Source organism: Okeania sp. SIO2C2, assembly GCF_010692625.1.
Classification (GTDB): Bacteria; Cyanobacteriota; Cyanobacteriia; order Cyanobacteriales; family Microcoleaceae; genus Okeania; species Okeania hirsuta.
Genome location: NZ_JAAHGM010000048.1, coordinates 40,102 through 54,486, shown reverse-complemented (window position 1 = coordinate 54,486; position 14,385 = coordinate 40,102). Strand labels below are relative to the sequence as shown.

Below are 14,385 nucleotides of genomic sequence, written 5' to 3'. Positions count from 1 at the left end.
TCTATCAGTAAAAGGATCGATGAAGCCATCATCGATCGCTCGGCGAAATTCTACAAAGTCTCTTGGATCTTGTAGCAATCCTGTGTTGGGGTTATGGATTAAACCTTTGGTAAAGGACATGAAATACTGATCACCTGCGTAGCGCTCTTCGTCCCCATTAGCTTGATGGGTTGGATGTTGGCGACTTCTTGCTAATTCAGCGGCCTCAACGCGAACGGAATAAGATTTTTGACGACGCTCGTTCATAAAATTCTCCTATTTTTGATTAATTTTAGGATTGTGTGCAAAACAGGGACGAGACTTGGTAAGTTATCATCATAATTAAGTGGTATACTCGTCTATTATGTAGACGATGGAAAGCAAAGATTTATGACTTTTTTGAGTTAGATACCGTTCTACTAAACTTACCCAAACTTACCCATGCGTGATTGCATAAGCTTTGGAGCTAGCTTCCTGTTTTCCTACGGAATGCTGCGCAAACACTGAAGACCACTGACCGCAGTCTGCAACTTATCTTCTCCACAGGCTTCAAATCGCTTGGAACTCAAGCTACTTATTCACATAGTTTTCTAGGTTAACTGCTGCATTCAAGTCTCTGTCTGCAGTCAAACCACAGTGGCTGCATTCATACGTCCTTGCACTCAATGGCATTTTCTGTTTTTCCCCGCACTCAGAGCATATTTGAGAACTTGGATAAAATCTATCTGCTATTACTAACTCGCTTCCATACCACTCACATTTGTATGTAAGTTGACGTCTGAACTCATAAAAACCACAGTCTGCTATCGCACTTGCTAGTTTGTGGTTTTTGAGCATTCCACTTACATTCAAATCTTCTATCACTATGGTGCTGTGATTTTTAGCTAACCATGTTGTTCGTTTATGTAGTGCATCTGCTCTGATATCAGCTACTTTTTTATGAGCTTCGGCTAGTCTTTTTACAGCTTTAGCTCTGTTTTTGGAGCCAATCTTCTTTTTGCTGACACGCCGTTGATAACGAGTTAGTCGTTTTTTGGCTTGCTTATACGCTTTAACATTAGAAAATTTTCTTCCATCGCTACAAGTTGCTAGAGCATTTATACCAACATCTACACCGATAATATCTCCTTGTTTTGGGTTAGGGTTTGGTTGATGATCATACTTAAAACTAATGTACCAATTACCTGCACGTTTGGAGATTCTCACGTTTTTTACTCTGCAATTCGGTAATATTTCGTATGTTTTTACTATTCCTATCCTTGGTAGCTTGATATAGTTGCCTTGAATAATTTTAAGACTTCCTTCTAAATATAAACTGTCTTTTTTCCCTTTTTTCTTAAACTTAGGGAATCCACATTTGGGAATAGTTAAAAACTTTTTAAATGCCCTCTCTAAATCTCTTAATGCTTGTTGAGGAGCGCACTTTGAAACTTCATAATACCAGGGATTTTGACTTTTGACTTCCCTGACCAAACGTTTATGTAAAGTGATAGCACTCAGTGGTTTCTTGGTTGATTGGTATTCAGTAATGCAAGTCGCTAATCCCCAGTTATAGGCATGACGAGCCACACCTGCGTGTTTGGCAAGTAGTGTTTTTTGCTTATTATTAACTTTTAATTTAGTCTTAATTGATTGCATTTCAATTGATTGGCCACCTCTTTTAATAGTTTAATAAGTTAGACATAAATCTAGTATATCACAGAGTATTTGTCTATTTATGTAAAACTTTGTCCAATTATTTTAATACTGTTGATAGCCCTTAATTTCTAGCTTGATCGAGTAAGGTAGTGATCGCTCCTCGTCTTACAATGGATGACTATTGCAATGCACCTGCACCTATTATATTTTACTCGATATAATTTTTTGGTACTTCTTTACAAAAAGAAACAAAAATTGCCCAACTTCTTACTTCTATTAAGTCGGCGTTGGCGGAGCAAGTGCGGCAGCTATATCGCTCCCCCACTAACCTTAGTTTTAAACATAAAGTAGGGATATTGCATACAACGTCCCTACTGTGAATGTCTGATTAATTTATGAATTGCATATCTATGATGCAATTGAGAAGTAAATAAATTATTTATGTTGGCTGCTCAAGAACTTTAAAATATTCTAGTTCAAACCCTTAAGTCGGCGTTGGCGGAGCAAGTGCGGCAGCTATATCGCTCTCCCACGAACCTTAGTATTAAACATAAAGTAGGGATATTACATACAACGTCCCTACTCTGAATGTCTTCTTAATTTATCAGGACTTACGCAAAGACACTATATATAATAGCGCATGGTAAATAGAACGATTGCTGACGCCAAGCTCCGCTAACGCTGAAAAAAAAATCAAGCGCGATCGCGTCAAGACAATTTCCATAGTTAAAACAAAGGTAAAAAACCTCTATCAAATCAAAATAGCCCTGAATTTTATTGTAGGCTTATTCAGCTCTTGGAGCAGGTAATCTGAGAGTAATTAATGTTTGACTTGAGCAATAGTTTTTCCTATTTTCACTGCTAATCTTTTGACAAAATTCCAGACTAACATTCCACAAGCAATATGATTTATTTGAATTTTTCTCAGATGCTCAAAAATCTGGTTCACTTCATCCAAAGCTAGAAGTATGGGCGAATCAATTGAATCTAGTAAATAGTCCTGGAAGTAGAGAGAGCAGTTAATTTTACACCCAATGTCTTCATCCCAATAATCATCTAACCTTGATTCTATGTTTAGTTGGCGACTGATATTAACACAAAACCAGCGTAAAAACCTATTAATATTACTAAAAATATCTTGGTCTACCTGTTGTAAGTCCAAGTTAACAACGTGATAATCTAAAAAATGTTTTGCATAGTCCATAACACGCAGCAGCAGGGAGGTTTTGCCCATTTCTTGTGGCGCTTTTATCCTTACCAAAGCCCCCGAATTCTCAATTTCTGCATATACTTGCTTCTCAATATCAGATCGTTGTATATAAAATGGGGAATCTAGAGATATGGCTCCACTAGGAAATCTTGGTGACATCACTTGCCTAATATTAGTACACAGTGTTGTAGCATTTTTGTTGGCAATGGTTTTTTTTGATGTTGCTTTTGAGGTAAAATATGTTTCAAGCTTTGCCCGACAATTTTTTTTGGTTACCTTCTGACCTACAACATCAGAAATTCGTCTCAATAGCTGAGGAGCTACAACATTGCTCAGATAACCTGGACTATAACCAGCCTCTTCAGCTACTAGATTATAGGTTTTATAATTCCAGATGCCTTGGATAATTATCCTTTCTATATTATTTAGAGGAGGACAATCAATTTCGAGTAGCTTGCGGTTTATAGCTTTGAGAACAAAATTTAAGTTGATAGGGTATGAATTTTCCTCTTTCTCCATATATTAGCTATTATTAAGTATAAATAGTATTTTATGCAATCATATCCTTTTTTTTTGGCAATAGAAAATAAATCATACCAATTTTATCAAATATTGCTACATTTATGGAAGAGTGGTGCGACCCCGCGTCGGCATCTGTAGAGGTATAGCGCTACGGGCAACTTAGAAGTTATATCATGTCCGGATAAGAGCGTGATCAAAAAAAAAATTCTCCTTCTCATCCTCTTCAGTCTGCAACTTAATCTTCTCCACAGGCTTAAATTCGCTTGAAACTCAAGCTACTGATACGGCTTTGTTGCATCGTGGTTATAACTAAATCTCAAACCGCTTCTAAATCTCAAACCGCTTCTGTTTCTCAGGAAGTTTTGAGCGTCTTCATAAAGACATCAGAAGTCTGATTTGAAGAGGTTGATGCTCCCACAGATGCAGAAGTTCGCATTGGTTTCCAACAAGGTGATGGGTCTTGGTCTTATCTGGGAACTGATGTGCTGAATATTCCTTTAAACCAAAGAACTATGAATTTTGGTTGGCCTTTAGCTGATGATGGCTATGGTAAGGAAACTGCACTTCACGAAGTGGGACATACACTAGCATTACCACACGAGCATCAAAATCCTAAAGCAGGTATTCAGTGGAAAGAAGATGCAGTCAGAGCTTCTTTAAGTAGACTTCCGAACAATTGGTCGTTAGAAACGATAGAATATAATATTTTGCGTAAAGTAGCAACAAATGAAGTTGCAGGGTCTGAGTGGGACCCAAACTCAATTATGCACTATCAGTTCCAAGCAGAATTGATCGATAGTCCTGGATCCTATAATCAACAAGGAATTTTTCCAGAACCTGGTTTGTCACAAAAGGATAAGGACTGGATGCAAAAGTTTTATCCTGTGCTGGAATCAAACGATTAAATTGAGCTTAAACCTTTTATTTCAGTGCCATTGGTTTTATCCCCTGGAGAACAGGTTAATTTTATTGTGAAGCCAAAAATTTCGCGAGATTACAAGTTTCAAACTTTTGGTGAAGCAGACACTGTAATGGTTTTGTTTGAGGAAGAGAATGGCGACCCAAGGTATTTGAATGGAGATGATGATAGTGGTACTGAATATAATGCTTTCATTACTCACAAATTGTTGAGAGGTCGTACTTATATTCTCAGAGTTCGTTTGTATTTTCCTGGTTTAAGTGGTGAAACTGCTGTAATGATGTGGTAGAAATGAAATAGTGTAGTATTGCGCGATCAATTTAACTTCTGTAGTAACTTAAGTTAGTTAGAAGCGATGGATCTACTTGAGTCAAAAAACTCTCATCAGAATAATGGCGATCGCTTCAGATCAAATCCGGTAGGATTGGTGTCATTAGACTCATAGTGTGGGAACCCACCCCTAATATCAAATTAATAAATATTTGCTACAAATAGCTAGGATATTTCGTAAGGAGTCAACCCACCCGCGCTCCCCTCCCAGGAGGGTAACTCAGGAGGACTGAGTCACACGGGAATAGCTTCAATACCATTTTTCAGGTCGCAAATCATTCTTTTGTCTTGGTGCGCTACCAGGTGCGACTAGCGTCGTCGCGGGGTCCCACCGCTCTCTTGGTCGATGGTCGGTCAGCTCCGAGACCCGAAGAGTGCAGATCCGCTCCGAACGGCGCCATCCCACCCTACGGGAAGCTCCGAAGATCGACCACTTTGTCAAAGGACATATCCTGCATTTGTCTTTTTATTCCTGTTACTATTCGAACACATTCTTTTTTCACCCTTGGTATAACCCCTCCCAGGAGGGGAAGATGGGGAGATGGGGAGATCAAGAAAGATTTGGCAATGGCGCTGTAATGGAACATTTTTTTAGACCGAAACCGAGGGGATTTGATATCACTCCAGATTTTGTTAAGATAGAAAAGAAAAATGATATTCTGCTAATAGATATCTCCGAAAAAGAATGTAGGGACATTCCATGTAACGCCCCGACAAGGATTTCAGAAAAGGTTGATGTAATTTATGGAGATTTCTAATGATTTGATAGTTAATTACAGTATTAATAAGCTATCAGCTTTCAGCCTTGAGTATCAATCCTATAACTTAAGTTTACTGGTTTAAAGATGACTACTGAAAATTATTTAAAAGGAGTAAAATATGGGTTTAATTAGTGGCCTACTCGGAAATGCTGCCGAAGTTAATATTGATTCCAAAAAACTAGATAAGTTATTCAACGATATTTTAGTAGATGGAGAACAAATTGAAAAAGCTTACCAAATTATTCGCGATATGTTTGTGTTTACTAATAAGCGTTTAATTTTGGTAGATAAACAAGGAGTAACAGGACATAAAATTGAGTTTCTTTCTATTCCCTATTCAAAAATTACCAAGTTTTCTAAAGAAAGTGCAGGACATTTTGACTTAGATGCAGAGTTAAAGATTTGGGTAGGTAGTGAATCAGAACCAATTAGTCATGAATTTAATCGTTCCGTGAATATTAACGAAGTCTATTCTGTATTAAGTAAGTATGTTTTGAAGTAAATTATTGAAGAAGGTGGTAGGTTTTTAGTTCAATTTTATAGCAGAAGGAAGAAGTAAGAAGGAAGAAGGCGTTTAGTGATCTAGGACAAAGGGTTGATTATTAATATTCTGTTGTTTTAGATATTCTATAGCAATCCTATTTTATTCGTGTCAAAAATCTTACTGCTTTTTAGGGAACACTTAACTGGGGACAGGGAACAGGTAAGAGTTTCAGTTTTTTTATTTACTTTTTGATTTGTCACGACCTATTTAGGATTGCTATATAATACCAATTTCATAAAATATTGCTACAGTCTCGACTTGAATACTTATACTTTGGTGGAAGTAAAGCAGAGGGCAGTTATGCTACTATGCTAAAGGATTTCTTTCAATTGAAACTTAATTCTATACACGCTCCGATGCTACCGGACATGATATCAAGAGCACTAATGGCAGTTACTATATTGGATATTCAAGCTCAATCAATTGTGGAAACCTCTCGTGATGGTAGAGTTTTCAAGCCAATTTAGGAGAATGGTGCTGGGAAAAATCGCCTTCTTACACCGCTCCACCCACTATCTTTGAAACATAGTGAAGATAATTAGTTTAGACAAGAGTCGCTCCACTTATGAACTACTCTTTTTTTCATACTATTTATCAAAAGTCACCATCAAAATAACAAAAGTTATTCAATACTTATACCATTTCAACAATTGCTATAAAAACTTTTATTGCTAAACTTTGAAGAAGATTATAACTATCAAAAAATATGAATAACGGTCCTGACCCTAACCTTAAATATCCAATACCTAATCAAACTCGATTAGTCTATTTAAAGAACATTATTAAAAATTCCAACATCATTGTCGGAGACTATACTTAAGACTGTTTGAGTTTTATTTTGTAGCTATTTAAAAAGCCAAATATGTGAATAACTAAAAATTTTGGCGTTGGTAAAGCGCGTGTATAATATTAATCTTAATTACTTAGGAGTCAAGAGTCAGGAGAGAATAAAGAAGAAGAAAAAGGATTAGAAGGAGTAGAAAGAGAAAGTTTTTTGGTGGCGTAAAGGGAACGGAATTCTATAAAGCTCTTATCCGGACATGATATCATACCTCAAATTACCAACGCCAAAATTTTATATGATCAGCTTTTTATCCTCAGCGTAATATTTTATAGGTACTAGCGATCGCTTTTACTTATATTTATACTTTTATTAGTAGCGATCGCTCATAAAATTGATTGTCACTATGCTCCGAAAGTGCTAAGTCATATCAAATCCGCTAGGACTTGGTCTAAAAAAATGTTCCATCACAGGGCCATTACCAAATCTTTCTTGATCTCCCCATCTCCCCATCTTCCCCCCCAGGAGGGGTTATACCAAGGGTGAAAAAAGAATGTGTTCGAATAGTAACAGGAATAAAAAGACAAATGCAGGATATGTCCTTTGACAAAGTGGTCGATCTTCGGAGCTTCCCGTAGGGTGGGATGGCGTACTTCGGAGCGGGTCTGTCACTCTTAGGGTCTCGGAGCTGGCCGACCATCGACCAAGAGAGCGGTGGGACCCCGCGACGACGCTAGTCGCACCTGGTAGCGCACCAAGACAAAAGAGTGATTTGCGACCTGAAAAATGGTATTGAAGCTATTCCCGTGTGACTCAGTCCTCCTGAGTTACCCTCCTGGGAGGGGCAGGGGTTGGTTGGGCACGCGGGTGGGTTGACTCCTCAGAAATATCCTAGCTATTTGTAGCAAATATTTATTATAGCGGTTTTCACAAAGGTAGACTACAAACAAAATATAAGTATGTTTAAAGTTTAATAATTACAGACCTAATAGCTGTATTCTATGTTAATGAAAACCGCTATAATTTGGTATTAGGGGTGGGTTCCCACACTATGAATCTAATTACAACAATGCTACCGGATTTGATATCATAGGTGGTATATGAAAAAAAGTTTACCTAATACCTAAAGACCTCAGAAATTGGATTTAAAACTCTACTTTGTTCAGGGGATCTAAAATCTTCTTTAATCAAGCTAGACTTCAAAAGTTCCGATCGCTTCTATGGCTATTTTTAATAACGAGTGATGTGAGTATCTTTTTAAAAGAATTAATAATGCTTCATCCAACTTAGCTTCCAAATCTTGATTTTGAATATCCACAATTATTTGATAGAGAAGTTCAAAAGTAATACGTTCATCTTTGATCAAAACAATATATTCGCCATTATCTGTATTTTTAAATTTATCTAATTCTGCGATACTTTTTTCACCACTAACTTGATACCCTCTAGCATCTCGATATAGATAAAACTTGAGGTGAGAATTTTTGGCTACTAATTCATTCCAGTTAGTCATCCGAGAAAAAAAGGCGTTACCTCCATCATATAAAAAACCTATAGCATAACCTTGAGTTTCTGTTTGAATAACCAGGTGGTCTGGAATTTTTTTAGGTCTATCAAAGGTCAGAAAATCTAACTTGAGAGATGGTTGAATTATTTTCAAAGATTCAAAAATTTTCTCCAATTTTCCCCGGTCATCACTACTTGTAATAACTTGAGACTCACTATATTCTTCTTCTATTTGCTGATATTTTTGATTCAGGTAATCTCCGATAATTTTATTTGTATCAGCTTGAGTCTCCTGATGAACAGATTTTTGATGATTTTCCTCAATTGTTGTTTCTAGATTCGATTCAATATTCAGTTTTTCAGCTATCTTCAGAACAAGTTCTTTAATTTGTTTAATATCTGAGACCAAATTTTGTAAACTGGAATTACTCTGTAGTGCTATTTGACTGTTTGTCTCAATTTTCAGATAATCAGGCAGGGGAATATTATGAATTTTATAATTATAGAAATCTGCAGCAGAATTAATAATTGAGCGTATAGAATTTTTACTTAATATCTTCTGAATTTCCTGTGGTGTGAAAAGTTGTTCAATCGTCAGATTAATAGACTTAGATTTTTCATTGAGAATTGTTATTAGCTGTTCTTCAGATGGCTTATTTAAGAATACTTGACACTGAGAAATTCTATCAACAATAGAATCATCAAATTCTTGTTTAAACTGCTCCCATCGGTCTGGGAATAAATTTAGGATAATCAAGCTATTAGGAATATGAGTAAAAATTTCTTTAATTGCTTCTCCAAAACAGTGCAAAAGATTCTGATTATATTCCCTACCTAAACCTTCTAATTGGTCAAATACAATAATCAAAGGTTCGTCTAAAAGTGATAAATAACCTAATACTTTTAACGCTTCTAAAGATACTTCTTCCCGATTGATGCTTTTATTCCAAGATGCTATTTTAACTTTATCTAATAATTTTTGAGGCACATCATTCATTGCCAACCATTCTCGAATGATGCGACGATAATCTATAGCTCTATATCCACAAAACTTGATAATTCCTTTGAATATTTCTGGTGCATATCCTGCCGTTGAATAATTTGTACTCCACCACATATAAGACCGATTTTCTATATGTTCCCAAAACTCTCGTTTAGCTTGAGTATCTGATGATAAAAAAGAGAGTAATTCCAGATTTCCATTTTTGACTAATTCTATAATTGTCTGGTCTTTTTTACTTTCTTTTTTTGGGTACAAATCTGGATTTTCTATAATAATTTCTTGAAAAATTTTGGCACAACTATTAGCAATCAAATATTCTAGTTGAGTATAGTTAATTTTTGGTATACATCTAATGAGCGATTCAAGTATACGACTATAAATATGATAAATAATAGCATCAGGATTATTCGGTTGACGGATAAATAAGAGTCGATTAGTTTTTAATCTGCTATTTGCCAGTCGCATCATCAGGTGAGTTTTGCCAAACCCTGGTTCCCCTACAACAACAACCCCTTTGCTTTGATGATTAATATCTTGTTTAATATCTTTGAGAGTAGATTGTATTCTGTGAAATTCTTTACTAAAAACATTATCCGCATCGCTATGTGTCTGAAAAGGATGATCGACTCGACTACTTCCAAATGGATTTTTTCTTTTTTGTAGTTGGACTTGAAGATGTAAATCGATCATAGGTACTTATAAGCAAAGTTTTAATAATATAGATTACTATACCTTATAATATTGATACCTAAAAGAAATTTTTTGGGCTAAACATAATGCGTCAGTTCTGATAATTTGACAATCAAAGAATGAATTAAGAACGGAAAATTTTGAGTTGCCTGAATTTTAGGCGTTGCTGAATTAGGGGATGAAATTTTTGGCAGAAGGTAAATCCCATTTTTTGTTTTTTATCAAAATAATTGGGTCCCATAACCCCGCCTTTTAAGGGGAAATATTTTTGTTTTTGCAGCGAAGCTCAAATCCTACTTCCCCTCCTGGGAGGGGGAGGGGCGAGGGGTGGGTTAACTTCTGACTTCTGTACGGGGGAATGGCTATTCGCCCCTACTGACTTCTGACTTCGTTAAACTTCCTGTGTTTGAGAGCCTAAAATTCATCCCGCACTCTATGCAACGCCATATATTTACTCATGTAGAAGCGATGTAGCTACCGCAGTTGCTCCGAATGGCGCTATATTCACAACCAAATTAAATCATCATCCTGTGAAGCTCCAAAAAACGGCAAGGTATTTCCCCCTTGCATCCCCAAAAAAATCGTGATAGTATTTTATTATTGGGGTTTACTCGCCCCTACACATGACTTTTTATTCAACCCAAAAACAGCATTTCGTCACTGAATACATATAGAAGGGATACTCACACCATCAAAGCACTAGAAAAGTTATCATCCTGTGCAGCACTCCAAAAAGAAGTAGTGACACCGAAAAATTTTCACCTCATCAACACATCCATATATTTACTCATGTAGAAGCGATGTAGCTACCGCAGTTGCTCCGAATGGCGCTATATTAACTTTTCAATCCAATTATCATCCTGTGAAGCTCAAAAAAAAACGACAAGGTATTTCCCCTTGCGTCCCCAAAAAAATCGTGGTAGTATTTTACTATTGGGAGTCACTCGCCCCTATGCATGACTTTTTATTCAACCAAAAAACAGCATTTCGCCACAGAATACATATAGAACCCTCGATCATATTTTTGTCGGCGATTCAGTTTTTTTGCCAGGAGTCAGGAGTCAGGAGTCAGGAGGTAGAGGGAAGGTATAAGGGAAAAAGGTTGAAAAATACTTCTCATCTCCCCATCTCTTCTCCAGAAATTATCAATTGTTCCTCCCTACTCCCTACTGCCTACTCCCTACTGCCTACTCCCTACTCCCTCTTCTAATAAGGACTAGAATCAAGTTCTCCATTCTCGACACTAACTTGATAATCAGCAATTGATGGTCTATGATTCAAATCAAAAGTTTCACCATTTCCTTTTTTCCAGATTTTGAACCCACTAAAAGTTAATGGAATTTGAGGGTTACATTCCTCTGGTAAATGGTCTCCCAAGACAAAATAAACAAACCCATTTCCAACTACTTCAGCTAAATCACTTTTATCCACAATTAACGAAGTATCTTCATCAATACCAATACCTAAAGCAGTATCAGATATTCCATCTCTGAGCAAACGAGCAACAAATGTCATTAACCGACCCATGCGATCGCGCTCATAGAAGTGAGTATCAATAACAGTTCCCTGAAAATTTTGGCTGTGAAACAAACCTTCGTCCAGAGAAATATCTTCATAAGGGTCATTTAGTGCAGTTTTACTGGTGACTGTCTCAGAACAAGCATTAAAAACAAAATCACTTTGAATCATTGCACCAGCACTGGTTCCGCCAACTGCCCCACCTTTGGCAATCACAGAATTAACAGCTCGATCCAGTTTCGTATTTCGATAATTCCGCAGGTATTGACACTGGTCACCACCTGCAAAAAAAATTACTTCGGCATTCTCAATTTGGTTTATTATCTTCTCTTTTTGAGCATCTTCTCGATGAGAAATTATTAGAGTTTCTACTGAGTCTACCCCATCCATATCTAGAATTGGTCGGTTATAGGCATCGCTACCTGAGTCACGAATTACAATCACATCTACTTTCTTGCGACAAGAATTGCATCCTCGGACTTGATTAATCATCCACTGAATTGCAGAGTCTATATCAAGACCACCACCACCAAAGTTATAAACTGGGCCACTGTACATTAAATTTAGATGACTGTACATTAAATTTAGATGAATAGAATTTTCTAAATAACTGTCGCTTTTTGCTTGGGTAGGAAAAATCAATGCAATGGTAATTATTAAGCAGAACATTACTATGACTTTAAGTAATTTTCTGGATAGGGAAGTTAGCAACAAAAACAAATAAGATAAAGAAATAAACTTCATAGATTTAGATAATTGTCTGACATAGTATTGTATAGCAATGCAAGCATTCAGCATTCAGCATTCAGCATTCAGCATTCAGCTGAATAGTTACAATAATTTTTTTTACTGAAAGATAACCTAAAATTAACCTACAACCTCTAATATATATTAGTTTTGCTCATAATTTATAGTAAAAATGTCTAAATATAGCGCTATAGAAGTTAAGAATCTTGATAAAAATTTTAAAGGAAAACCTGCTTTGCAGCAAGTTAATATCTGTGTTGAAGCAGGAGAAATGGTAGGTTTAGTTGGTGCTTCTGGTTCGGGAAAATCTACTTTACTACGACTTATAAATGGTTTAGAGCAAGGAGATAAAGGTACTGTTTATATATTTGGTACAGCTTTACAAACAGATGGAGTTTTCCACTCACATATTAGAAAATTACGTTGCCAAATAGGTTGTATTTTTCAGCAATTTAATTTGGTCAAACGACTAACAGTAATAGACAACGTTTTAGTAGGAAACTTGGGGCGAATGTCTCTTGCAAATTCGGCACTACGTCTATTTACAAAAGAGCAAAAAATACAGGCACTTGCTGCATTAGAAAGAGTAGGAATTTTAGAACAAGCTTATAAAAAAGCTGCTCAACTTTCTGGAGGACAACAACAACGGGTAGCGATCGCTCGTTGTTTAGTGCAGGGAGCTAAAATTATTTTAGCAGATGAACCCATAGCTTCCCTAGACCCGGAGTCTGCTCGGAAGATAATGGAATTATTATGCAAACTCAACCGAGAAAATAATATTACTATTGTTACTTCTCTACATCAAGTTCAAATGGTACGTCGGTATTTTAAACGTACTATTGCTCTGAGAAATGGAGAAGTTGTATTTGACGATCCAACAATTAATCTGAGCGATCGTAAACTAGACCAACTTTATGGTGCAGCGGCAGAAGAATTAATATTGAAAGGTCATGGAGAATTAGTTTAGTTAATTAGGAGTCAGGAGTCAGGAGTCAGGAGTCAGGAGGGAAGAAAGAAGAACAGGGGTTACACAAATTCACCTTGAAAACACCATCTGTAGGGGCGTTAGCGGAGCTTTGCGGAGCGCAAATGGCATTCGCCCTCTTCGCCTTAGATTGAGTGTCCGTGCGTAAGTCCTGAAGAAGAAAAAAGAAAAAAATAATTCTGAATTTATAATTTAATTTTATGTGTAGAAAGATATAAATAAAAATGAACAAAATAACTAATAATTTTAACCGTATTGATAAAACTATTATAGCTACTCCAGCAGTTATAGAAATGTTAGCCCAAGAAAAAAAACGAGTTACTAATACTCGCATAATGTTTGTATTGGGTGCTGCAATTATTCTGGTTTTTTCTGCTCTACAAAGTGAAATAAATTTTTTAACTTTATTCCAAAAAAGCGGTAATATGGTTGAGTATATTCAATCATATTTTCCCCCTGATTTTTCTGATTGGAAAATTTATTTAGAAGACACAATAATTACTATTTCAATGGGTCTTTGGGGAACTATTTTAGCAGCAATTTTCGCCGTTCCATTTTCCATTTTGGCATCAGAAAATATGAGTCCAATTTGGATTGTACAGCCTATTCGTCGAATTTTAGATGCCATGCGGGCAATTAATGAAGTAGTATTTGCTCTAATATTTGTAGTAGCTGTTGGTTTAGGTCCCTTTGCTGGTGTTTTAGCTTTATTTGTACATACAGCAGGTACTTTAGGAAAACTTTTTTCTGAAGCAGTCGAGTCAATTGAACCTGGTCCTGTTGAAGGTATTCGTGCTACGGGTGCTAGTAAAATTCAGGAAATTATCTTTGGAGTAATTCCTCAAGTAATGCCTTTATGGACTTCCTTCGTCTTGTATCGTTTTGAATCAAATGTTCGTTCTGCCTCCGTGTTAGGAATAGTAGGTGCAGGTGGTATAGGAGTTTCTCTTTATCAAAGTTTTGGTTCGTTTTTGTATCAAAAAGTTTGTGCAATTTTAATTATTTTAATCTTGGCAACTTCAATAATTGATTTATTATCAGCAAAATTAAGAAATTGGTTAGTGTAGATAACGAGGGAGGAGTCGGGCCGTAGGGGCGATTCGCGAATCGCCCCTACAGGATTTTGGTTATGACAATATGGTTCATCAATTGGAAAAGCGCTGTAATTTGTTGGGTTTCGGGTTCCTCAACCCAACCTACGACTAGCCTGTGTTTGCAATTTTCCTCTTAATCCGTATATCCGTGGCATAAT

General features: G+C 36.5%; 11 protein-coding genes and 1 pseudogene. 7 read left to right on the top strand and 5 right to left on the bottom strand.

From position 1 onward, the window contains the following. From F6K18_RS27120 to F6K18_RS27110, 3 genes and pseudogenes are all read right to left on the bottom strand, one after another. A pseudogene (locus tag F6K18_RS27120) lies at positions 1-246 on the bottom strand (bromoperoxidase); the annotation flags it as partial. A 303-nt stretch (positions 247-549) separates the two neighbouring features. Next, positions 550-1,617 (bottom strand): RNA-guided endonuclease TnpB family protein, encoded by a 1,068-nt coding sequence (locus F6K18_RS27115; RefSeq protein ID WP_287525418.1) that lies wholly within the window; start codon positions 1,615-1,617, stop codon positions 550-552. Positions 1,618-2,437: 820 nt separating this feature from the next. Beyond that, positions 2,438-3,346, bottom strand: a complete 909-nt coding sequence (locus F6K18_RS27110) for an AAA-like domain-containing protein (RefSeq protein WP_287525416.1) — start codon at positions 3,344-3,346, stop codon at positions 2,438-2,440. A gap of 485 nt (positions 3,347-3,831) precedes the next feature. Here F6K18_RS27110 and F6K18_RS27105 point away from each other — a divergent pair, with 485 nt between their 5' ends. From F6K18_RS27105 to F6K18_RS27085, 5 genes are all read left to right on the top strand, one after another. Next, entirely contained in the window at positions 3,832-4,254 is a 423-nt protein-coding gene (locus F6K18_RS27105; protein ID WP_287525414.1) for a hypothetical protein, read from the top strand. 66 nt (positions 4,255-4,320) lie between these two features. Further along, the gene (locus tag F6K18_RS27100) at positions 4,321-4,557 is read left to right on the top strand and encodes a hypothetical protein (protein ID WP_287525413.1); all 237 of its coding nucleotides are present in this window, start codon (positions 4,321-4,323) and stop codon (positions 4,555-4,557) included. A 574-nt stretch (positions 4,558-5,131) separates the two neighbouring features. Then, positions 5,132-5,356, top strand: coding sequence for a hypothetical protein (locus tag F6K18_RS27095; protein WP_287525412.1), 225 nt, complete (start codon positions 5,132-5,134; stop codon positions 5,354-5,356). Between the two features lie 121 nt (positions 5,357-5,477). After that, on the top strand, positions 5,478-5,861 hold the full coding sequence (locus F6K18_RS27090; RefSeq protein ID WP_124145285.1) for a PH domain-containing protein: 384 nt from the start codon (positions 5,478-5,480) through the stop codon (positions 5,859-5,861). A 350-nt stretch (positions 5,862-6,211) separates the two neighbouring features. Continuing rightward, complete coding sequence (locus tag F6K18_RS27085) at positions 6,212-6,370, top strand: hypothetical protein (RefSeq protein ID WP_287525410.1); 159 nt, start codon at positions 6,212-6,214, stop codon at positions 6,368-6,370. 1,506 nt (positions 6,371-7,876) lie between these two features. On the opposite strand, the gene F6K18_RS27080 is transcribed toward F6K18_RS27085, so the two are convergent. Together F6K18_RS27080 and F6K18_RS27075 are read right to left on the bottom strand one after the other, a co-directional pair. Next, the gene (locus F6K18_RS27080) at positions 7,877-9,883 is read right to left on the bottom strand and encodes an ATP-binding protein (RefSeq protein WP_287525408.1); all 2,007 of its coding nucleotides are present in this window, start codon (positions 9,881-9,883) and stop codon (positions 7,877-7,879) included. 1,206 nt (positions 9,884-11,089) lie between these two features. Beyond that, positions 11,090-12,145 carry a cyanophycinase gene (locus F6K18_RS27075; RefSeq protein ID WP_287525407.1) on the bottom strand — a complete coding sequence of 352 codons (1,056 nt, stop codon included), beginning with the start codon at positions 12,143-12,145 and terminating at the stop codon, positions 11,090-11,092. A gap of 175 nt (positions 12,146-12,320) precedes the next feature. On the opposite strand from F6K18_RS27075, the gene phnC reads away from it, so the two are divergent. Both phnC and phnE read left to right on the top strand, forming a co-directional pair. After that, complete coding sequence (phnC, locus tag F6K18_RS27070) at positions 12,321-13,115, top strand: phosphonate ABC transporter ATP-binding protein (RefSeq protein ID WP_287525405.1); 795 nt, start codon at positions 12,321-12,323, stop codon at positions 13,113-13,115. A 242-nt stretch (positions 13,116-13,357) separates the two neighbouring features. Further along, positions 13,358-14,200, top strand: a complete 843-nt coding sequence (gene phnE / locus F6K18_RS27065; protein ID WP_287525404.1) for a phosphonate ABC transporter, permease protein PhnE — start codon at positions 13,358-13,360, stop codon at positions 14,198-14,200. Positions 14,201-14,385 lie beyond the last annotated feature (185 nt).

What these genes read in the sequence shown, in the direction of transcription:
- F6K18_RS27115 (WP_287525418.1), bottom strand. Translation starts at nt 1,617, where the DNA reads ATGCAATCAATTAAGACTAAATTAAAAGTTAATAATAAGCAAAAAACA.
- F6K18_RS27110 (WP_287525416.1), bottom strand. Translation starts at nt 3,346, where the DNA reads ATGGAGAAAGAGGAAAATTCATACCCTATCAACTTAAATTTTGTTCTC.
- F6K18_RS27095 (WP_287525412.1), top strand. Translation starts at nt 5,132, where the DNA reads ATGGGGAGATGGGGAGATCAAGAAAGATTTGGCAATGGCGCTGTAATG.
- F6K18_RS27090 (WP_124145285.1), top strand. Translation starts at nt 5,478, where the DNA reads ATGGGTTTAATTAGTGGCCTACTCGGAAATGCTGCCGAAGTTAATATT.
- F6K18_RS27085 (WP_287525410.1), top strand. Translation starts at nt 6,212, where the DNA reads ATGCTAAAGGATTTCTTTCAATTGAAACTTAATTCTATACACGCTCCG.
- F6K18_RS27080 (WP_287525408.1), bottom strand. Translation starts at nt 9,883, where the DNA reads ATGATCGATTTACATCTTCAAGTCCAACTACAAAAAAGAAAAAATCCA.
- F6K18_RS27075 (WP_287525407.1), bottom strand. Translation starts at nt 12,145, where the DNA reads ATGAAGTTTATTTCTTTATCTTATTTGTTTTTGTTGCTAACTTCCCTA.
- phnC (WP_287525405.1), top strand. Translation starts at nt 12,321, where the DNA reads ATGTCTAAATATAGCGCTATAGAAGTTAAGAATCTTGATAAAAATTTT.
- phnE (WP_287525404.1), top strand. Translation starts at nt 13,358, where the DNA reads ATGAACAAAATAACTAATAATTTTAACCGTATTGATAAAACTATTATA.